Raw genomic sequence first — 20,776 nt, forward strand, 5'->3', positions numbered from 1 at the left:
ACTGGGCGCATGGCCCGCCAGCCGCTAGTTCGGGGCTATCCATAGGAGACGCCCGATGCGCGAAGACCTGATCATCCACACTATCGAACCGACCAGCCACGATCTGGGCGGGTTCAAGGTCCATCGCACCTTGCCCTCGCGCCCGCGGACGATGGTGGGGCCGTTCATCTTTTTCGACCAGATGGGGCCGGCGCATCTGGATGTCGGCACCGGGATCGACGTGCGCCCGCATCCGCATATCAACCTGGCGACGGTCACCTATCTCTATGCCGGGGCGATCGACCATCGCGATTCGCTGGGCACCTTTGCGACGATCGAGCCGGGCGCGGTGAACCTGATGACCGCGGGGCATGGCATCGTCCATTCGGAGCGCTCGCCCAGCGCCGAGCGCGAAAAGGGCCCCGAGCTGTCGGGCATCCAGACCTGGCTGGCGCTGCCCGAGGCGGACGAGGAGCGCGATCCCGCGTTCGAGCATGTCGCCGCCGCCGAGCTGCCGGTGATCGAGGCGGGCGGCGCGACCGCGCGCATCATCATGGGCGAGCTATGGGGGGCGTCGGCGCCGACCACGACCTATGCCCAGACCATCTATGCCGACATCGCGCTGGAGCCCGGCAGCAGCATCCCGATCGATGCCGCCGCCGACGAGCGCGCGCTCTATGTCTCGATGGGCGAGGCGAGCCTGGACGGGATGCCGCTGTTGCCGATGACGCTCTATGTCCTGCGCCCCGGCACCCACGCGGCGCTGCGTTCGGAGCGCGGCGCGCGGGTGATGCTGTGCGGCGGCGAGGCGTTCACGACGCCGCGGCATGTGTGGTGGAATTTCGTCTCGTCGCGCCGCGACCGGATCAACCAGGCCAAGGAGGATTGGCAGGCGGGCAGCTTTCCCAAGGTGCCCGGCGACGCGCTGGAGTTCATCCCGATCCCGGCGGTGCCGAAGACCGTAAGCTATCCATGAGGTTACGCGACCGGCTTGCAGCCGCCCGCTGCAAGGCGCATGATTCCTGAACGACGCGGGTCCGCCCGACCAGGGCTGGGCGGCTCCGCGATCGAACCGGGAGAGTTTGCTTATGGTCGCTCTGGAACGGGTCGCGCTGTCGACCGGAGTCGAGCTGGATGTTGCGGTCGCGGGCGACCCGGCCAATCCGCCGATCTTCCTGCTGCACGGATTTCCCGAATCGCACCACACCTGGCGGCACCAGATCCCGGTGCTGGCCAAGACCCATTTCGTGATCGCGCCCGACCAGCGCGGCTATGCGCGCTCGTCGAAGCCCGAGGGGGTTGAGAATTACAGCCCCGACAAGCCGGTCGCCGACCTGATGGCGCTGGCCGACCATTTCGGGATCGAGAGCTTCACGCTGGTCGGCCATGACTGGGGCGGGGCGATTGCGTGGATGGCGGGGCTCCAGCATCCCAAGCGGGTCACCCAGCTCGTCATCCTGAACGCGCCGCATCCGCAGATCTTCCAGCGCAAGCTGTTCGACGATCCGGAGCAGCGCAAGGCGAGCCAATATGTCCGCTATTTCCGCGAGACCGATTTCGACAAGGGGGTGACCGGGGCGGCGCTGGAGCGATTCTTCTCGTCGCTGTTCGTCCAGCATCTCGCCGCGACCGTCTCGGACGAGGACAAGGCGCAATATCTGGTCGACTGGGGGCAGCCGGGCGCGATGACCGCGATGCTCAACTGGTATCGCGCGACCAGCATGATCGTGCCGGGGATGGACGAGGATGTCGAGCGCCCGGCCTGGATCGACGGCCCGTTCCCGCTCCAGCCGCAGCCGACGCTGGTGATATGGGGCCTGCGCGACACCGGGCTGCTGCCCTGCCTGCTCGACGGGCTGGACCAGCTGATCCCGGACTATACGCTGGTCCGGATCGAGGATGGCGGGCATTTCATCCCGTGGGAAAAGCACGAGCAGGTCACTGCCGCGCTGGTCCATTGGCTCGGGCGGCGCACCGCTGTGTGAAAAGGGCTCAGTAGCTGCGCATCACATAGGGGCGGGTTTCATAGGGCGGCGCGAGTCCCTCGACCCAGGCGCCATGCGCGTGGGTGAGTGCGACAAGCTGCATTGGCACCTCGCCCGGCCAGCCGCGGACGCGCACCTCGTGGCGGTGCAGGTCGCGATTGGGCTCCATCATCACCCAGCCGAGCGGGCGTTCGGGGGTCGCGCGGGCGCCCGCCGCCTGCATCGCGTCGGCGATCCGGTGCTGCGTCGGCTCGGGCAGATATTGCCAGACGACCGAGTGCATCAGAACGCGCGTCACCCCCGCGGCCTGGGGCTCGGCGAGCCGCGCCTCGATCCAGTCGGCGGCGTCGCCCTGTTCGAGCGCCACGCCGTGCGCGCGGAACATGGCGATCGTTGCCCATAGCCGCGCCTGGCGATCGGGCGCGTCGACCCAGCAATAGGCCTGGAGTCGCTCGGCATTATGGGGGTCGGACAGGTCGAGCGGCTGGATGTCGACGCCGCGTGTCGAGACGATCTCGACCGGGACGGCGGGGGGCGGCGGGCCGCGCCAGTCGGGGGCGATCGTGAGCGGAGAGTCGGCGGGGCCGGCGGGGATGCCGCCGAGATTGAAACTATATCTGTTAATCAACAGGTTGAGGCCGGCGCTCGACCCGATCTCCAACACTTCGATGCGCGGGCCGTAGCGCGCAGCCAAGTGGAGGATGCCGGTCATCAACCCCGCCGATCGCCCTGCCTCGTTGGTCTGGGGCGGGCCGTCGAGCCAGGGAAGCAGCGCCGCGTCGTGCGCGACCAGCACCGCGCGCAGGATCGCGGCGACCGAGTCGGGATCGGTCTCCTGCCCGGTGAACACCGGCGCCAGCGCCGCCACCCCGCGCCGGTGGAGCGCGTGCAGCCCGCCGACCAGCCGCAGCGCGAGCGCATCGGCCTCCGGCGCGCCGGGCCAGTCGAGCACGCGGCGCCCGGTTGCGCTGTCGCGGTCCAGCGCGACCGCCAGCGCCGTGCAGACTCGCGCGGTGACGGGCGCCGCCATCGCGGCGCAATAGCCCGCCTGGATGCGGAAAGCGTCGCGGTTACTCTGTTCATTCGCCATGGGGGGTTGTTGCGCCCGCCGCCGCCCCCAAGTAAAGGCCCGCCTTCCCATGCAAGAACCGCTCATCCTTGCCGTGCCCAAGGGCCGGATCCTCGACGAGGCGTTGCCGCTGCTCGCGCGCGTCGGCATCGTCCCCGAAGCCGCGTTTTCGGACCCCGCGTCGCGCGCGCTGCGCTTTCACACCAACAGCCCGGCGATCGACCTGATCCGGGTGCGCGCGTTCGACGTCGCGACCTTTGTCGCGCATGGCGCCGCGCAGTTGGGCATTGTCGGGTCGGACGTGCTGGCGGAATTCGACTATTCGGAGCTGTACGCGCCGGTCGACCTGGGGATCGGGCATTGCCGAATCTCGGTGGCGGAGCCCGCCGACCTCGCCGAGCGCGACGATCCGCGCGGGTGGAGCCATGTCCGCATCGCGACCAAATATCCGCACATCACCCGCGCGCATTTCGAGGCGCGCGGGGTGCAGGCCGAATGCGTCAAGCTGAACGGCGCGATGGAACTGGCGCCGGTGCTGGGGCTGGCGCCGCGGATCGTGGACCTGGTGTCGTCGGGCAAGACGCTGAAAGAGAACGGGCTGGTCGAAGTCGAAGTGATCGCGCAGGTCACGTCGCGGCTGATCGTCAACCGCGCGGCGTTCAAGACGCGCGCGGGGCAGGTCGTGCCGCTGGTGGATGGGTTTCGGAGGGCTGTGGCGTGAGCTTGTCTTCGAACGTCGCAACCTGCGCTCCCCTTCCGCTTGCGGGAGGGGTCGGGGGGGGGCCTGGAATTAGCGGGAGTACTTACATCTCTACGTCAGTCCCTCCCCTAACCCCTCCCGCAAGCGGGAGGGGAATGTGATCCGCCTCGATGCCACCGCGCCCGGCTTCCCCGACGCCTTCACCGCGCTCGTCAACGCCCGCCGCGAGGCGGATGACGATGTCGCGCGCAACGTCACGCACATCATCCGCCGCGTCCGCGACGAGGGCGATGCGGCGCTGGCCGACCTGACCCGGCTGTTCGACAAGCATGAGCTGGACACGACCGGCTGGGCGATCGACCGCGCCGAGTGCCTGGCGGCATGGGAAGGGCTGCCCGACGATCTGCGCGCCGCGCTGGAGCTGGCGGCCGAGCGGATCGCGGTCTATCACGCCAAGCAGCGGCCCGAGGATCGCGACGAGATCGACGCGCAGGGCGTTCGGCTGGGCGCGCGGTGGAGCGCGGTGGATGCGGCGGGCATCTATGTCCCCGGCGGGCGCGCGGCCTATCCCAGTTCGGTGCTGATGAACGCGATTCCGGCCAAGGCGGCGGGGGTGCGGCGGCTGGTGATGGTGACGCCGACGCCCAATGGCGAGGTCAATCCGCTGGTGCTGGCCGCTGCGCATATCGCGGGCGTCGACGAATTGTGGCGCGTCGGCGGGGCGCAGGCGATCGCCGCGCTGGCCTATGGCACGCAGCGTATCGCGCCCGTCGATGTCGTCACCGGCCCCGGCAATGCCTGGGTCGCCGAGGCCAAGCGCCAGCTCTACGGCGTGGTCGGGATCGACATGGTCGCGGGACCGTCCGAGATCGTCGTCGTCGCCGATGGCCGCAACGACCCCGAATGGATCGCCGCCGACCTGCTCAGCCAGGCCGAGCATGACCCGACCAGCCAGTCGATCCTGTTCACCGACGATGCTGCCTTCGCCGACGCCGTCGCCGCCGCGGTCGAGGCGCAGATCCCGCAGCTGGCCACCGCCGCCACCGCGCGGACGAGCTGGGACGCCAATGGCGCGATCGTGCTGGTGCCGAGCCTGAGCGACGCGATCCCGCTGGTCGACCGGCTCGCGCCCGAGCATCTCGAGCTGGCGTGCGACGATGCCGAGGCGCTGTTCGCGCAGGTCCGCCACGCCGGATCGGTGTTCCTCGGCCGCCACACGCCCGAAGCGGTGGGCGATTATGTCGCCGGGCCGAACCACGTCCTGCCCACCGGCCGCCGCGCGCGTTTTGCGTCGGGGCTGTCGGTGCTCGATTTCATGAAGCGCACCAGCTTCCTCGCGCTCGACCCCGCCGGCCTCGCCGCGATCGGCCCCGCCGCCGTCGCCCTGGCGAATGCCGAGGGGCTGCCCGCGCACGCCAAATCGGTGGCGCTGCGGCTGGGCAAAGGGTGATGCGCACGCCAGACCTGCACGATGACGGCTGGTGCCTCGAAAGCGGGCTGGAACGCCATCTGCTCCACCCCGAGAGCTTCCCGATTGCCGACGAGGCGGTGCGTACCACGCTCCGACCGGGCGACTTCGCAAAGCTGATCTTCGTGGTGCAGGTGGAGGACGACGAGCCCGCCGTCGAGCGCATGTGGGTGGTCGTGCGCGAGAATGCCGAGGGCGGTTATTTCGGGCTGCTCGATAACGAGCCGTCCATCGACGAGAACGACGAATTCTGGCTGGGCACCGAAATCCCCTTTGGTGCCGAGCATGTCATTGAAATCCGGAAAGGCGATGCGGCTTCTGTCGACTATGCCGCCCGGCCCCCCTTAAGGAGTTGGCCCCGTGCCTAGCCCGACTGCAAAATCCCGTTCCCAGGCCCGCGCCGCCGCGCGGCTTGCCGCTGTGCAGGCGCTGTACCAGCAGGAGATGGAGGGGACGAAACTCGTCTCGCTGCTCCATGAATTCCATCAGCACCGGCTGGGCGCGACGATCGACGATGTCGAATATGCCGAGGCCGATCTGGCGTTCTTCGACGACATCGTGAAGGGCGTCGATGCGCGCCGGGGCGAGATCGACGGCCTGATTTCGTCCAAGCTCGCCGCCGACTGGACGCTCGACCGGCTCGACAAGCCGATGCGCCAGATCCTGCGTGCGGGCACCTATGAGCTGCTCGCGCGGCCCGATGTGCCGGTGGGCGCTGTGATCAGCGAGTATCTCGACGTTACCGACGCATTCTATGACCGCCGCGAAAAGGGGTTCGCCAACGGACTGCTCGACGCGATTGCCAAGGATGTGCGGCGCTGACCGAAGCCGATTTCATCGCGGCGCTCCGCACCCTGCCGCTGCACAGCGGGGCAGAGGGGCTGCTCGACGACGCGGCGATCCTGGAGGTGGGCGGCGAGTCGCTGATCCTCACGCATGATGTGATCGCCGAGGGCGTGCATTACCGCGCGGGGACCGATCCGGCGGATATCGCGTGGAAGCTGGTCGCGGTGAACCTGTCCGATCTGGCCGCCAAGGGCGCCGAGCCGATCGGGGTGCTGATCGGGGCGACACTCGACGCGGGGAGCGCGCGGTTCGTCGAGGGGCTGGGCGAAGTGCTCGATACCTATGGCGTCAAGCTGCTGGGCGGGGACACGATTGCCACCGGCGCCCCGGCGACGTTCGGCTGCACCGCGATCGGGCGGGCGACCAGCGTGCCGGTGCCCCGGCGCAGCGGCGCGCGGCCGGGCGATGCGCTGTACGTCACGGGCGTGATCGGCGCGGCGATGCTGGGGTTTCACGGGACGCTGGAGGGGGCCTATCTGCGCCCCAAGCCGCGGCTGGCCGAGGGCCGCGCGCTGGCGCCTTTGGTCCATGCGATGATGGACATATCCGACGGGCTGTTCCTCGACGCGCGCCGGATGGCGGTGGCGAGCGGCTGTACCGCGGCGATCACGCTGGGCGACGTGCCGTTCGCGCCGCGCATCCTGGCCGAGGGCTATCTGGCCGCGGCAAGCTGGGGCGACGATTACGAGCTGCTGTTCGCGGCGCCGGCGGATCTGGCGCTGCCGGTCGAGGCGAAGCGGATCGGGACGATGCTCCCCGCCGGTCCCGAACCGTTATTGATCGACGGCAATTCCCCCCCGGAACGGCTCGGCTACGAGCATAGCTGAGCGCGGCCGGGCGCCGCTTGCGCTCGCTCCTTGCTGGCCTATACCTCAAGACAGAGCATGATCCGGCAACAGACCGGACAGGTGCCGGAAAGTTCTAGGGGAAGGACCGAAGCAGATGACGATTGTCTATCTCGCCATAGTCTGCGGCCTGATTGCCGTGGCTTATGGTTTTCTGACCAGTCAGCAGGTGCTTAGCGCGCCCGCCGGTAATGAAAAGATGCGCGATATCGCCGCCGCGATACAGGAAGGCGCCAAGGCCTATCTGGGCCGCCAATATCAGACCATTGCGATTGTCGGCGCGGTCATGGCGGTGCTGATCTGGGTGTTCATCGACCAGATGGGGGCGCCGCTGTCGCTCATATCGTTCCTGATCGGATCGGTGCTGTCGGGTGCCGCCGGGTTCGTCGGCATGAACATTTCGGTGCGCGCCAATGTCCGCACTGCGGAGGCCGCGCGGACGAGCCTGCAAGGCGGGCTGACGCTGGCGTTCCGTTCGGGCGCGATCACGGGGATGCTCGTGGCGGGGCTGGGGCTGCTGTCGATCGCGGTGCTGTTCTGGTATCTGGTCGCGCAGGCGGACTATGCGCCCAATGGCCGCCCGGTGATCGCGGCGCTGACCGCGCTGGCGTTTGGTGCGTCGCTGATCTCGATCTTCGCGCGGCTGGGCGGCGGCATCTTCACCAAGGCCGCCGATGTCGGCGCCGATCTGGTGGGCAAGGTCGAAGCCGGCATCCCCGAGGACGATCCCCGCAACCCCGCCGTGATCGCGGATAATGTCGGCGACAATGTCGGCGATTGCGCTGGGATGGCCGCCGATCTGTTCGAAACCTATGTCGTCACGCTGGGGCTGACGATGGTGTCGATCGCGCTGCTGGTGAAGGGGCTTCCCGACGCGCTGCTGCTCAAGCTGATGGCGCTGCCGCTGATCGTCGGGGGCGTGTGCATCCTGACCTCGATCGCGGGCACGTATATGGTGCGGCTGGGCAAGGGCCAGTCGATCATGGGGGCGCTGTACAAGGGGCTGTGGACGACGGTGCTGCTGTCGATTCCGGCGATTTACTTCGTCACCCAATATGCGCTGGGCGACATGAATGCGCCGCTTTCGGGGCTGGGCGTCGATCCGGGCGCGTTCCTCGACGCATCGTCGAGCGCGATTACCGCCGAGGCGGCGATCGGGCTGGCGACCGGGCCGGAGTTCACGGGCAACAGCCTGTTCTTCTGCATGATGATCGGGCTGGTCGTCACTGGGCTACTGGTGTGGATCACCGAATATTATACCGGCACCAATTACCGCCCGGTCAAGTCGATCGCCAAGGCATCCGAGACCGGGCACGGCACCAACGTCATCCAGGGCCTTGCGATCAGCCTGGAATCGACCGCGCTGCCGACGCTGGTGATCGTCGTCGCGGTGATCGCGTCGTTCCAGATTGCCGGGATCATCGGCGTGGCGTTCGCGGCAACCTCGCTGCTGGCGCTGGCGGGGATGGTCGTGGCGCTCGACGCCTATGGCCCGGTGACCGACAATGCCGGGGGCATCGCCGAGATGGCGGGGCTGCCCGACGATGTGCGGCACCGCACCGACGCGCTCGACGCGGTGGGCAACACGACCAAGGCAGTGACCAAGGGCTATGCGATCGGCTCCGCCGCACTGGCGGCGCTTGTGCTGTTCGGCGCCTATACGACCGACCTCAAGGAGTTCTTCCCCGACGTCCGCGTCGATTTCAGCCTGAGCAATCCGTACGTCATCGTCGGGCTGCTGCTGGGGGCGCTGCTGCCCTATCTGTTCGGCGCGTTCGGGATGACTGCGGTGGGCCGCGCGGCGGGCGCGGTGGTCGAGGATGTGCGCGCGCAGTTCCGTGACAATCCGGGCATCATGGCGGGCACCAGCCGCCCAGATTACGCCCGGACGGTGGACATCGTGACCAAGGCGGCGATCAAGGAGATGATCATCCCCTCGCTGCTGCCGGTGCTCAGTCCGATCGCAGTGTATTTCATCATCACCGCGGTCGCGGGCCAGGCCGAGGGGTTCGCGGCGCTGGGCGCGATGCTGCTCGGCGTGATCGTGTCGGGGCTGTTCGTCGCGATCTCGATGACCAGCGGCGGCGGCGCGTGGGACAATGCCAAGAAATATATCGAGGACGGCAACCATGGCGGCAAGGGCAGCGAGGCGCACAAGGCGGCGGTGACCGGCGATACGGTCGGCGATCCGTACAAGGATACGGCAGGCCCGGCGGTGAACCCGATGATCAAGATCACCAACATCGTCGCCCTGCTGCTGCTCGCGGCGCTGGCGGCGGGGCAGGGCGTGGGGTGATCTTCGGCTGAACGGTTGATGGCCCGCCCGGAGGTGCTCCGGGCGGGCTTTTTTTACCCGAACAGCGTCGCCCCCGCATCCTCTTCCTCCCTCGCCTCGAAGTTTGACACCGTCACCCCGACCAGCCGGATGCCCTTTGCGGTCGGGAGGACCGAGCGGATCAGCAGCAGCGCGGTGTCGCGGAGGGTTTCCCAGCGGTCGACCGGGGCGGGGTGGCTGCGGCTGCGGGTGATTTGCTGGAAGTCGGCGTACTTCACCTTCACCGTGACGGTGCGCCCGAACGCCTGCGCCTTTTCGCACCAGGCCCATACGTCGCCGGCCATCTCCAGCACGCCTGCCTCGATCGGCTCGGCATCGCTATGGTCGTGGCGGAAGGTCGTCTCCGAGCCCGAGGATTTGCGGACGCGGTCGGGCTCGACCGGGCGGTCGTCCTCGCCGCGGGCGATGGCGTGATACCAGCCCGCCGAACTGCCGAAATGCTCGCGCAGGAAGGCGAACGGCTTGGCGCGCAGGTCGGCGCCGGTGCGGATGCCGAGCTGCTCCATCTTGCGCGCGGTTACCGGGCCGACGCCGTGGAAGCGCGATACCGGCAGCGTCTCGACCCAGGCGGGGCCCATCTCCGGCGTCACCGCGAACTGGCCATTGGGCTTGCGGTGGTCCGAGGCGAGCTTTGCGAGGAATTTATTGTACGAAATCCCCGCCGAGGCGGTCAGCCCGGTCTCCTCGAGGATGCGCGCGCGGATCTGCTTCGCGGTCGCCCAGGCGGTGGGGAGGCCGCGCAGGTTTTCGGTGACGTCGAGATAGGCTTCGTCGAGCGACAGCGGCTGGATGCGCTGGGTATATTCGGCGAAGATCGCGTGGATCTGCCGCGACACCGCGCGGTACACGTCGAAGCGCGGGGGGACGAACACGAGTTCGGGGCAGCGGCGCAGCGCGGTGACCGAGGGGAGGGCGGACTTCACCCCGAACGTCCGCGCCTCATAGCTGGCCGCCGCGACCACGCCGCGCGCGGCGCCGTGCCCGACCGCCACCGGCCTGCCGCGCAGCGTGGGGTCGTCGCGCTGCTCCACCGACGCGAAGAACGCGTCCATGTCGACATGGATGATCTTTCGGACCGGATACGCGCCCATGGCGCCGCTATAGCGTCAAGCGAACGAAGAGGGAACAGTTTCCGTCGGCTCGGCGCCCGGCCGGACGAGCGCCGCCAGCGCATTGGCGATGCCCGCCTGCCCGAACGGCTTGGCCAGCCGCGGCAGATGCAACGTGTCTTCGGTCGACCCGGTATAGCCGGTGATCAGCAGCACGGCGATGTCGGGATAGTCGGCGCGCAGCCGCTGCGCGAGTTCGGCGCCGTCCATCCGCGGCATCTTATAGTCGGTGATCACCACGTCGACGTCGAGCCCGGAGGCGAGCAGCGCCAGCGCCTCGGCACCCGAGCCCGCCTCGGTGACGTGATGGCCGAGGTCGCGAATCATCTCGGCGGTGCCGATGCGGACGATCTGCTCGTCATCGACCAGCAGGATCGACAGCGCGTGTCCCGGGGCGATCAGCCGCGGTTCGGCGGTGTCGGTCACCCCGTCGGCGGCAGTATCGGCGACGCGCAGATACAGCTCGGCGCGCGTCCCCGCGCCCAGCTCGCTCGACAGGACAAACGCGCCGCCAAGCTGCGCGGCGAGCCCGTGCACCATCGAGAGCCCCAGCCCGGTGCCGCGACCGACTTCCTTGGTCGAGTAAAAGGGCTCGACCGCGCGGGCGAGCGTCTCGGCATCCATGCCGGTGCCCGCGTCGATGACCGAGAGCCGCACATAGTCCCCCGGACACGGCGCGACATCGGGCACCTGTTCCGGCGCGACGGGATCGACTGCGATCGTCATCATGCCGCCCTCGGGCATCGCGTCGCGCGCGTTGACGCACAGGTTCAGGATCGCCAGCTCGAGCTGGTTGGGGTCGCCGAGCGCGGGGGGGAGCGAAGGCGGGGCGTCCAGCCGCACCTCGACCGTCGGCCCGACCGACGAGGCGATGAGATCGCGCATCCCCTCCAGCAGCAGCGCGAGGTCGAGCGCGCGCGTCTCCAGCGTCTGGCGCCGCGCAAAGCCGAGCAGCCGCTGCACCAGCGTCTTGGCGCGATCCGCGGCGAGCAGCGCGTTCGCGATCAGCCGCCCCGATCGCGGATCGATGCTCGCATATTTGTTCTGGAGCAGGTCCAGCGCGCCGGTGATCGGGGTCAGCAGATTGTTGAAGTCATGCGCCACGCCGCCGGTGAGCTGGCCCAGCGTCTCCAGCTTCTGCGCCTCGTGCAACTGCGCGACCGCCAGCGCATGTTCGGCGGTGCGCTCCTCGACGCGGCGCTCGAGCCCGGCGGCGAGCTGGTGCAAATCCTCCAGCCGGGCGCGCGCCTCATATTGCCGCCGGCGCCCGCGCAGTGCCGAGCGCGCGATGCTGACCAGGGTCGTCGGGTGGAAGGGGCGCTCCAGGAAGGTGACGTTGCCGAGCAGGTCGAGATAGCGCCCCGCCGCCGGATTGCGTTCCAGCCCGCCGCCGCGGCGGGTGAGCAGGATGAAGGGGAAGTCGGACCATTCGGGCTGGTCCTTGATCCAGCGTTGCAGCGTCGCCAGCCCCGGCCCGGTCAGCGCCTCCTCGGTCGCGAGCGCGAAACCGGCGCCCTGATCGACATGCTTCGTCAGCGCCTCCAGGTCGGCGGCGATCGTGCAATGCAGCCGCGCCTCCTGCAGCATCGCGCAGGCGACCGCCGCGTCGCGCCCCTGGGGCGCCAGGACGACAGCACGTTCGGAAAGATGCGGGATCAATCTTCGGTCGCTTCCAACAGGCTCTGGCTTTCGGTCATCAGCGTCGGCACGCCGCGCAGCACGCCCTGAAAACCCATCACCGGATCGCCGACCACGACGCCGTCCTTGCCGATGCGATATTCGCGGATCGTGTCCTCATGCGCGCCGGTGCGCTTCTTGATGACCGAAATCGCGCGGCGGACGCGGCCCAGCGCCTCGAAATAGCGCAGCAGGACCACCGTATCGGCCAGATAGGTGACGTCGACCGGCGACTTCATGTCGCCGACCAGCCCGTGCTGCGCGACCGTCAGGAAAGTCGAGACGCCCTGGCGATTCAGATATTGCAGCAGCTCGTGCATGTGGAGCACGAGTGCGTTTTCCTCGGGCATTGCCGCCTGATAGCCATTGAGGCTGTCGATCACGACGGTCCGCGCGCCATTGGCCTCGACGCAGTGGCGCACGCGCGTCGACAGCTCGCCGGGGCTGAGTTCGGCGGCATCGACCTGCTCGATCTGGAGCAGCCCGGTATCGACCATCGCCTGGAGATCGAGCCCGATGCCCAGTGCGCGCTGGAACAACAGCCCCAGTTCCTCGTCGAACACGAACATCGCCGCGGCCTCGCCGCGTTCGACTGCGGCGGCGATGAAGCTGAGCGTGAGCAGCGACTTGCCGGTGCCCGCCGGGCCGAGCACGAGGACGCTCGACCCGCGCTCCACGCCGCCGCCGAGCAATGCGTCCAGCGCCCGCGATCCGCTGGGCAGCGGTTCGCGCACGAAATTGCGCTTATGCTCCGCCGAGACCAGCCGCGGAAAGACGCGCAGCCCGCCGGTATCGAGCACGAAATCGTGGAAGCCGCCGCGATAGCGCTGGCCGCGATATTTGATCACGCGCAGCCGGCGCCGTTCGGGGCCATATTCGGGCGACAGCTCTTCGAGGCGGATGACGCCGTGCGCGACGCTGTGCATCGTCCGGTCGTTCGCCTCGCTCGACAGGTCGTCGAGCATCAGGACGGTCGCGCCGCTGCGCGCGAAATAATGTTTGAGCGCGAGGATCTGGCGGCGATAGCGCAGCGAAGACTGGGCGAGCAGACGGATTTCGGAAAGGCTGTCGAGCACGACGCGCTCGGGCCGCACCTTTTCGAACGCTTCGAAAATGCGCTTGGTCGTCTCGCCGAGTTCGAGGTCGGACGAATAGAGCAGGCTTTGCTGCTGGTCCTCGTCGAGCAGGCTCTCGGGCGGGACAAGCTCGAACAGCTCGATATCGTCGAGCGACCAGCCATGCGACGCCGCGCCCGCGCGCAGCTCGTCTTCGGTCTCAGAGAGGGTGATGTACAAGGCGCGCTCGCCCGCGGCGGCACCGGCCATCAGGAACTGAGTCGCCAGCGTGGTCTTGCCCGTGCCCGGGCTACCCTCGAGCAGGAACAGGCGCCCGTTTGAAAGCCCGCCCGAGGTGATATCATCGAGCCCCGGAACGCCGAAATCTGCCTTACCGTCACTCTTGACCACGTCGTGCCTCCATCGAAACGTCCCAACGCAGCGTGGGGCAATGCGATCCGGCATCGCCGTCGCGCGGGTGACAAATCGTTTCGGAACCGTGCGGGTGCGCGCGTTACCCAAAAGGGTGCGCCGCCATACCCGGGCGTTGGATGCCCCGCCTTGCGCGAGGCGCTACTTGCCGGGGCGACGCAGATATGGGCCCGCCTTCAGATCGGTAAGCGCGGCGATGCGGTCGGGAGGTCGTACCATGATGTTTACTGCCGTGGCGGTTCCAGTGCCGCCGTCCCTGTACCCGGTCCAGCCCGCTCGTCCGATCGAGCGCAGCTTCGCGTTCGGGCCCTTCGTCCTGAAGCCGGGACGGCAGTTGCTGCTCAACCAGGGCGTGCCGGCGCGGATCGGCGGGCGCGCCTTCGATCTGCTCACCGCGCTGGTCGAACGACCGGGCGAGATCGTCAGCAAGCGCGAGCTGCTGGCCCGCGCCTGGCCCGAAACCTTTGTCGGGGAGGGCAATTTGAAGGTCAACATCGCCAGCCTGCGCCGGGTGCTGGACGAAGCGGTGGAGGCGCCGCGCTATATCGCCACGGTGACCGGGCGCGGCTATCGCTTCATCGCCGATGTGCGGTGCTGATGCGCGGCGAGGATCAGCGATCGAAGAAGCCGCGCCGCGTCGCGACCGTGACCGCATGGGTGCGGTCGTCGACGCCGAGCTTGGCGAAGATGTTCTTCAGATGCGCCTTGATCGTGTCGGGCGAGAGTTCGAGGTGCCACGCGATCTGCTTGTTGGGATGGCCTTCGGCGACCATGCGCAGGATCGCCAGCTCGCGCTCGGTCAGATGCTCGTCGAGCGCATGTTCGGCCAGCGAATGGCTGATGTCGGGGCTCATCGCGCGGCGGCCCGCATGGATGGCGCGGATCGCGTCGAGCAATTCCTTGCGGATGCAGTTCTTGAGCAGATAGCCGGCGGCGCCCGCGCGGATCGCGCGGACCGCCTGGGCATCGCCGGGATAGGTGGTGAGGACCAATATCCTCGCCTCCGGGGCAAAGCCGCGGATCGCGCGGATCGCGTCGACTCCGTCCATCCCCGGCATCTGAATGTCCATCAGCGTGATGTCGGGCGCCAGCGCGCGGAACTGGGCGATCGCCTCTTTGCCGTCGGCGGCTTCCCCGACCGCCTCCATATCGGGCTGCCGCGCCAGCAGCGCGGTCACGCCGTCGCGGACCATGGCATGGTCGTCGACGGTCAGCACGCGGATCGGCGTGCGCTCGCTATCCTCCGCCATCCGTCCCTCGCAAGTCCGCCCCGCCGTTCCGTGCCGAACTTCCCACGATCCTTCCGCCTATGCCAGCCACAATGTCGGCACGGCGATCGGCTGGCGGGCGATCAGGCGCCTTTTACCGCAATTTACCGCACCGCCTTTTGACCGTCTCTTACCGAAGCTGACCGGAAGGCAGCGTCGAGCTGGCGTACACCGACGCTGTCGAGTCCCCCGACGTGCCAATGGAATGGAGCAAGACATGTCCAACCAGAATGTAGAGCTTTTAGCGCCGATCGAGTCTTCGATCGCGCATCAGCCCGTGACGATCTTTCATCGTTTCGAGATCATCGACGGCGTGAAGATATTCTATCGCGAGGCGGGGCCGTCCGATGGCCCGGTGGTGCTGCTTCTGCACGGCTTTCCCACCTCGTCGCACATGTTCCGCAACCTGATCCCGCTGCTCGCCGATGGCTATCGCGTGATCGCGCCCGATTATCCCGGTTATGGCAATAGCGACGCGCCCGCTGCCGCGACGTTCCGCTACAGCTTCGCGCATGTGACCGAGATCGTCGAGGCGCTGCTGAGCCGGATCGGCGCGCGGCGTTATGCGATGTACGTCATGGATTACGGCGCGCCCATCGGATACCGGCTCGCGATCCGGCATCCCGAGCGGGTGAGCGCGCTGATCGTCCAGAACGGCAATGCCTATGTCGAAGGGCTGCTGGATTTCTGGGACCCGATCAAGGCCTATTGGGCGGAGAACACCCCCGAGCGGAGGGCCGCGCTGGCCCGGCTGGTCACGCTGGAGATGACGATATTCCAGTATACCGACGGCGTCAGCGATGTGTCGCGGATCAGCCCGGACAATTGGATCATCGATCAGGCGCTGCTCGATCGCCCGGGCAACCAGGACATCCAGCTCGACATGCTGCATGATTATGGGACCAATGTGCCGCTCTATCCGGACTTCCAGGCGTTCTTCCGCACCTACCGGCCACCGACGCTGATCGTGTGGGGCAAGAACGACAAGATCTTCCCCGAAGCCGGCGCCCACCCCTATCTGCGCGACCTTCCCGAAGCCGAGGTCCATATCCTCGATACCGGCCATTTCGCGCTGGAGGACAAGCTGGACGTGATGGCGCCGCTGATCCGCGACTTTCTCGACCGCGAAGTCGCCAGCTAGCCCGCGGCGCCGCCGCAGCCCGGGCGTTCGTCGCCCGGGCCCATTTCCCGCCGCCGCACATGCGTGCCGGCGAATGACAGGACATGCAACATGGACTCTCCTACCCACGCGAAGACCAGCATCCTCCCCAGCGGCGGCGGCGCCATGTTGATGGACCCGTCCGATACGCTGATCCTGTTGCTCGATCACCAGTCCGGGCTGTTCCAGACCGTGAAGGACATTGCCGTCGCCGACCTGCGCCGCAACGTCGAGATGATCGCGAAGCTGGCGACGCTGCTCAAGATCCCGGTGATCACTACGGCGTCGGAGCCTGCGGGCACCAACGGGCCGCTGATGCCCGAAATCCACCTCCATGCGCCCCACGCCGTCTATGTCCCGCGCAAGGGCGAAGTGAATGCCTGGGACAATGACGATTTCGTCGCGGCGGTGCGATCGACCGGGCGCCGGACGCTGGTGATGGCAGGGGTGTGGACCAGTGTGTGCGTGATGTTCCCGGCGCTCGACGCGCGCGCGGCGGGGTATGAGGTCTATGCCGTGCTCGACGCCTCGGGCGATCCGAGCGAGATGGCGTCGCGGATCTCGCTCGCGCGCTTCGTGCAGGGCGGGGTCAAGCCGATTTCGACCAACGCGCTGCTCTCCGAACTCCACCGCAGCTGGGCGCGGCCCGAAGCGGCCGAACTGGCCGGGCTCTATGCGCTGGCCGCGCCCAATTACGCGGCGGTGATCGAAAGCTATCTCCGCGCGCAGCAGGCCGCACGGGATTCCGTCTGAGCATAGTCGCACTCGCTGACGACGGGATGCTAGACGGGGCGCGATCAGGCAGGGGAATGGCGCAATGGCATATCGCTTCATGGATATCGCGCTGACGCCGAGCGTGCTTGCGGCACAGGCGGAAATGGACGCGGACCATCTCTGGGCCGGGTTCAAGGGGCATCGCGAGTTCGATCGCTTCACCGAGAATGAGGCGGCGTTCCTCGCCCAGCGCGACAGCTTCTATATCGCATCGGTGTCCGAGACCGGATGGCCCTATGTCCAGCATCGCGGCGGGCCGCCGGGGTTCCTCAGGATGCTCGATGCGACGACGCTCGCGTTCGTCGATTATCGCGGGAACCGCCAATATATCAGCACCGGCAATTTCGCCGCGAACGACCGGGCGTGCCTGATCCTCGTCGACTATCCCCGCCGGGCGCGGCTGAAAATCTATGGCCATGTCGAAAAGCTGACGCTCGACGCCGATCCGGCGCTGACCGAGCGCGTGACCGACGCGGCCTATGGCGCGAAGGCCGAGCGGATCTTCCGGCTGCGGCTGGCGGCGTTCGACTGGAACTGCCCGCAGCACATCGTTCCACGCTTCAGCGAGCGCGAAGTCGCCGCCGCGGTCCAGCCGCTCCACGATCGCGTCGCCAAACTGGAGCAGGAGAATGCCGCATTGCGACGCCAGCTCGCGGGGCAGGTCACGCCGGGAAGTTGATCGACGTTAAAATCGATGATCGCTTCAGTCGATTACCGCCGCGGTGCGAAGTCATTGTTTCGCCAGAACGATCCTCGGAAAGCATCACGTGGCGCTAGGCGCTAACCTATGATAATATTCAAAATATCTTTTCGAAAGACCTATTCGCAACTTCCGACGCCGCCGCTGGATTTATTGGTCGCACAGGAGGTAGCTGCAATGTTCATGCATAACAAGCGTCTGCAATATACTGTACGGGTGTCCGAACCCAATCCGCGTCTCGCCTGCATGCTGCTCGAGCAGTTCGGCGGGGCCGATGGCGAGCTTGCCGCGGCGATGCGCTATTTCACGCAAGGGCTTGGCGAGGAAGATGCCGGCCGCAAGGATATGCTGCTCGACATCGCCACCGAGGAACTGAGCCATCTCGAAGTGATCGGTTCGATCGTCGCGATGCTCAACAAGGGCGCCAAGGCCCAGCTTTCCGAGGCGTAGCAGGAAGAGGCCGAATTGTTCGCGATGGTCGGCCAGACGGGCACCAGCGCGAAGGAATCGCTGTTGTTCGGCGGCGGCCCCGCGCTGATCGATTCCGCCGGCGTCCCCTGGACCGCGGCCTATGTCGATACGCGCTCCGAGCCGACGGTCGACCTGCGTTCGAACATCGCCGCCGAATCGCGCGCGAAGATCGTGTATGAGCGGCTGATCAACATCACGACCGATCCGGGCATCAAGGAAGCGCTCGGCTTCCTGATGACGCGCGAGGTGGCGCACCAGAAATCGTTCGAAAAGGCGCTTTATTCGATCGAGAACAACTTCCCGCCGGGCAAGCTGCCGGGGATCGAGCAATATGCCAATGTCTATGTCAACACGTCGCAGGGCGAAGGCGACGCGACCGGCCCGTGGAATTCGGGCGATCAATGGCAGCGGATCGATGACCTCGAAGAGGTCATGCCGATCGACGACGGCGACGGCACCGCAAGCGTGGTGCTGGGCAGCGACGACGAAGCGGCGCTCGGGCAGCTGATGCTGCGCGGCCAGTCCGACACGAGCAAGGACCCGACCACGGGCTCCGATCTCGGCGCGGGCCCCGGTGCGGGCAAGACCAAGCAGGTCGAGACGCTCGACTAAGGCACGCGGCGCAGGACAGGCGGGGCGCCCTTTCGGGGCGTCCCGCCTTTTGCCGTGCGGCTTTATTCCCAGGCGAGGATCACGCGCCCGCTTGCAGGGACGCGGAATTCGTGGCGGTCGGCGGCGCGGCGATGCGCGCGGACGCTGTCGCCGCCGACGGTCCTGACGGTGAGCCGGGGCAGCTTCGCGCGTCCGCTGCGCACCACCACCAGCGTCGCCGTGCAGGTCTCGCCGCCGTCGAGATGAAGGCTCAGCGCGTGTTCGCCGGTGCGCTCCTGCGCCAGGATGAAATGGTCGCAGAACAGCCGGAACGGCGCGTCGTCGACCCGGTGGAAGCTGCGCGTCGCAAAGACCAGCGCGGCGCCGGCGCCATAGATTTCCTGCCCGACCTGCCCGGCGGGCTGGCCGTCGACATAGAGATCCTCGAGCGGGAAGGAGAGCGCGCGATCGATATGGCCGTTGCGGATGTCCTCGGCCAGTGCGTCCTTCGGCAGCGCGTCGGGATAATAGAACCAGGCGCGGTCGAGCGCATATTTGCAATATTCGCTGATCAGCATCCGGGCGGCGGGCTCAAGCTCGGGGCCGCTGTCGCGCAGATAGCATTCGAACGCCGCGAAGCTGTCGAAACACTCATAGATCGCCATGTACGGCGCGTCCTGGAGGCAGGTGACGCCCAGGAAATTGGGATAATGCGCGGCATGCCCGATCTGCGATTCCCAGATCGCGCTGTTGTGGAAGAAGCTCGCCAGATAGACATAGCTTTGCAGCCGGTAGCGCTCGACATTGGTGATCCGCCACAGCCGCATGCACGCCGCCGCGCCCCATGCGGTGAGGTTCGCCTGATAATTCAGGTTGAACCGCATCCCGGCTGCGGCATCGATCGCCGCCTGCGCCTCGTGCAGGAAACGCTCGTCGCGCGTGAGTTCATAGGCCTGGAGCATCACCCAGGCATAGAGGCCGCCGACATCGGTCTGGCCATTGTCGTCGGCGCCCGCGACGGCAGTGATGACCGAGAAATCGGTGACCTTGTACTGGATCGGCCATTTATAATCGAAATGGTGCGCGGCCTTGATCCCGAAATCGATCGACCGTTCGAACAGGCTGCGCGCCGTCTCGTTCCCGGCGATCGCCAGCCGCCCGAGGTTCATCAGCGGGTGATAGAGATACCAGCTGTCGACTGCGTCGGCATCCTTGTCCGCGCCGACATTGGGCAGGTAGCGGCGGACGGTGCCGAGCTTGGGATCGTAGAATTTCTCCAGCCCCGCTTCGAACTCGCCGAGCAGCGGGATGTCGGTGCCGCTCCACTGCGCATAATCGTGCATCGGGGCGATCAGCGCCATCTGCACCATCGAATCGGGATATTCGCTGGCGGTATAGGGATGGGCGTAGCGATGCCCGTAATGCCGGATCGTCGCCTCGGGCGCCTCGCTCAGGTCGGCGAGCGTGCGTTCGGTTCGGTCGATCCAGTCGCGGAAGGTCACGTCGGGCAGGTCGAGCGCGGTGTAGACCACCCCCAGCATCTGGAGAAAGCGGCGCGCGGAGTCGACCTCGTCATTCGCGGGCGCTTCGCGAAACACCAATAGGGCGTCGGACACGGTGACGGGCGTGCCCGCGGGGAGCGGATCGGCGGGCGCGGTGCCGTTCTTCGTCGGCGGCAGATAGCCGAGTTCGGGCCAGTCGCCGCCCACCGCGCCATCGGGTCTGGTGCCGGTGGCGCGATAATAGTCGTTCATCGCGGTCAGGTTCTGGAAATACAGCACGCTGCCCAGCCGGGGCGCATCGATGTGGAAATAGACCAGCCCGCTGTTGACGCCGCGTTGCCCCGCCTCGACGGTGCCGGCCGCGCCGATGGGGTCGTCCTTGGCGTCGAGCGGATAGAGGTCGCGCGGCAGATAGGGGAGCAGCAGCGGCGCCGAGGGCGTCAGCGTCACCGTCGCGCGCAGCCGGTGCAGGTCCAGCCCCTCGGCGCGCAGCACGACGAGATGCGTGCCGATCGCGCTGCGCACCGACAGGCGCAGCGCCTCGCCCGGTTTGCGGCGGTGCTTCGTCACCCGATCGATCCCGCCCGGCGCGAACGCCAGCCGCAGCGCGAGCCCGCCGCGGCCGGGATGCCGCAGGATCGCCCAGAGCGAATCGCGGCCCTCGCATAGTTCGCCGCTCAGCTCGCCGAGCGCGAAGCTCGCATGCTGGACCATCGTCTTGCCGACGAGTTCGGCGCGCAGGGAAAGCGCGTGCGGGCTGATGCCCGTCATTTCGCGATGTTCAACGTACAATGCGGCGCTCATGTCTCAC

The 20,776-nt window shown here is 67.4% G+C and carries 18 protein-coding genes and 1 pseudogene; 13 read left to right on the plus strand and 6 right to left on the minus strand.

Going from position 1 to position 20,776, the window contains the following annotated elements; translation table 11 throughout:
- Positions 1–55: 55 nt before the first annotated feature.
- Both TS85_RS23525 and TS85_RS23530 read left to right on the plus strand, forming a co-directional pair.
- The gene (locus TS85_RS23525) at positions 56–955 is read left to right on the plus strand and encodes a pirin family protein (protein ID WP_044335516.1); all 900 of its coding nucleotides are present in this window, start codon (positions 56–58) and stop codon (positions 953–955) included.
- Between the two features lie 112 nt (positions 956–1,067).
- Entirely contained in the window at positions 1,068–1,964 is an 897-nt protein-coding gene (locus TS85_RS23530) for an alpha/beta fold hydrolase (protein ID WP_044335518.1), read from the plus strand.
- Positions 1,965–1,971: 7 nt separating this feature from the next.
- Here TS85_RS23530 and TS85_RS23535 read toward each other — a convergent pair whose 3' ends face one another.
- The gene (locus TS85_RS23535; RefSeq protein ID WP_044335519.1) at positions 1,972–3,054 is read right to left on the minus strand and encodes a DUF2332 domain-containing protein; all 1,083 of its coding nucleotides are present in this window, start codon (positions 3,052–3,054) and stop codon (positions 1,972–1,974) included.
- 49 nt (positions 3,055–3,103) lie between these two features.
- Between TS85_RS23535 and hisG the strand changes: the two genes are divergently transcribed.
- The 6 genes from hisG (at position 3,104) to TS85_RS23565 (ending at position 9,188) form a co-directional block, all read left to right on the plus strand.
- Complete coding sequence (gene hisG, locus TS85_RS23540) at positions 3,104–3,754, plus strand: ATP phosphoribosyltransferase (protein ID WP_044335521.1); 651 nt, start codon at positions 3,104–3,106, stop codon at positions 3,752–3,754.
- 136 nt (positions 3,755–3,890) lie between these two features.
- On the plus strand, positions 3,891–5,183 hold the full coding sequence (gene hisD / locus TS85_RS23545) for a histidinol dehydrogenase (protein ID WP_044335524.1): 1,293 nt from the start codon (positions 3,891–3,893) through the stop codon (positions 5,181–5,183).
- Positions 5,183–5,569 (plus strand): hypothetical protein, encoded by a 387-nt coding sequence (locus TS85_RS24350; protein WP_052508079.1) that lies wholly within the window; start codon positions 5,183–5,185, stop codon positions 5,567–5,569. Before hisD ends, TS85_RS24350 begins: the two co-directional genes overlap by 1 nt.
- A complete protein-coding gene (gene nusB / locus TS85_RS23555; protein WP_044335525.1) occupies positions 5,562–6,023 on the plus strand; it encodes a transcription antitermination factor NusB in 462 nt (153 codons plus the stop codon). The genes TS85_RS24350 and nusB overlap by 8 nt, the downstream gene beginning before the upstream one ends.
- Positions 6,020–6,874 (plus strand): thiamine-phosphate kinase, encoded by an 855-nt coding sequence (gene thiL, locus TS85_RS23560; protein WP_044335527.1) that lies wholly within the window; start codon positions 6,020–6,022, stop codon positions 6,872–6,874. Before nusB ends, thiL begins: the two co-directional genes overlap by 4 nt.
- 115 nt (positions 6,875–6,989) lie before the next feature.
- The gene (locus TS85_RS23565; RefSeq protein WP_044335528.1) at positions 6,990–9,188 is read left to right on the plus strand and encodes a sodium-translocating pyrophosphatase; all 2,199 of its coding nucleotides are present in this window, start codon (positions 6,990–6,992) and stop codon (positions 9,186–9,188) included.
- A 53-nt stretch (positions 9,189–9,241) separates the two neighbouring features.
- Here the strand turns inward: TS85_RS23565 and dinB are convergent, their stop codons facing one another.
- The 3 genes from dinB to TS85_RS23580 are packed head-to-tail and all read right to left on the minus strand — an operon-like array spanning position 9,242 to position 13,479.
- Positions 9,242–10,318: a DNA polymerase IV gene (gene dinB, locus TS85_RS23570; RefSeq protein ID WP_044335529.1), complete on the minus strand. Its 1,077-nt coding sequence runs from the start codon at positions 10,316–10,318 to the stop codon at positions 9,242–9,244.
- 15 nt (positions 10,319–10,333) lie between these two features.
- Positions 10,334–11,995, minus strand: a complete 1,662-nt coding sequence (locus TS85_RS23575) for a response regulator (protein ID WP_044335530.1) — start codon at positions 11,993–11,995, stop codon at positions 10,334–10,336.
- Entirely contained in the window at positions 11,992–13,479 is a 1,488-nt protein-coding gene (locus tag TS85_RS23580; protein WP_044335531.1) for an ATPase domain-containing protein, read from the minus strand. Before TS85_RS23580 ends, TS85_RS23575 begins: the two co-directional genes overlap by 4 nt.
- Positions 13,480–13,717: 238 nt before the next feature.
- Here TS85_RS23580 and TS85_RS23585 point away from each other — a divergent pair, with 238 nt between their 5' ends.
- The gene (locus TS85_RS23585) at positions 13,718–14,098 is read left to right on the plus strand and encodes a winged helix-turn-helix domain-containing protein (protein WP_044335532.1); all 381 of its coding nucleotides are present in this window, start codon (positions 13,718–13,720) and stop codon (positions 14,096–14,098) included.
- Between the two features lie 13 nt (positions 14,099–14,111).
- Here the strand turns inward: TS85_RS23585 and TS85_RS23590 are convergent, their stop codons facing one another.
- Complete coding sequence (locus tag TS85_RS23590; protein ID WP_044335533.1) at positions 14,112–14,750, minus strand: response regulator; 639 nt, start codon at positions 14,748–14,750, stop codon at positions 14,112–14,114.
- A 235-nt stretch (positions 14,751–14,985) separates the two neighbouring features.
- Between TS85_RS23590 and TS85_RS23595 the strand changes: the two genes are divergently transcribed.
- From TS85_RS23595 to TS85_RS23610, 4 genes and pseudogenes are all read left to right on the plus strand, one after another.
- A complete protein-coding gene (locus TS85_RS23595; RefSeq protein ID WP_227698602.1) occupies positions 14,986–15,909 on the plus strand; it encodes an alpha/beta fold hydrolase in 924 nt (307 codons plus the stop codon).
- A gap of 90 nt (positions 15,910–15,999) precedes the next feature.
- Positions 16,000–16,680, plus strand: coding sequence for an isochorismatase family protein (locus tag TS85_RS23600; protein ID WP_044335536.1), 681 nt, complete (start codon positions 16,000–16,002; stop codon positions 16,678–16,680).
- Between the two features lie 64 nt (positions 16,681–16,744).
- Positions 16,745–17,380 (plus strand): pyridoxamine 5'-phosphate oxidase family protein, encoded by a 636-nt coding sequence (locus TS85_RS23605; RefSeq protein ID WP_044335538.1) that lies wholly within the window; start codon positions 16,745–16,747, stop codon positions 17,378–17,380.
- Between the two features lie 237 nt (positions 17,381–17,617).
- Positions 17,618–18,484, plus strand: a pseudogene (locus TS85_RS23610) (manganese catalase family protein).
- 62 nt (positions 18,485–18,546) lie between these two features.
- Here TS85_RS23610 and TS85_RS23615 read toward each other — a convergent pair.
- Positions 18,547–20,769 (minus strand): hypothetical protein, encoded by a 2,223-nt coding sequence (locus tag TS85_RS23615; RefSeq protein ID WP_044335540.1) that lies wholly within the window; start codon positions 20,767–20,769, stop codon positions 18,547–18,549.
- Positions 20,770–20,776 lie beyond the last annotated feature (7 nt).

It is taken from the genome of Sphingomonas hengshuiensis, assembly GCF_000935025.1.
GTDB lineage: Bacteria > Pseudomonadota > Alphaproteobacteria > Sphingomonadales > Sphingomonadaceae > Sphingomonas > Sphingomonas hengshuiensis.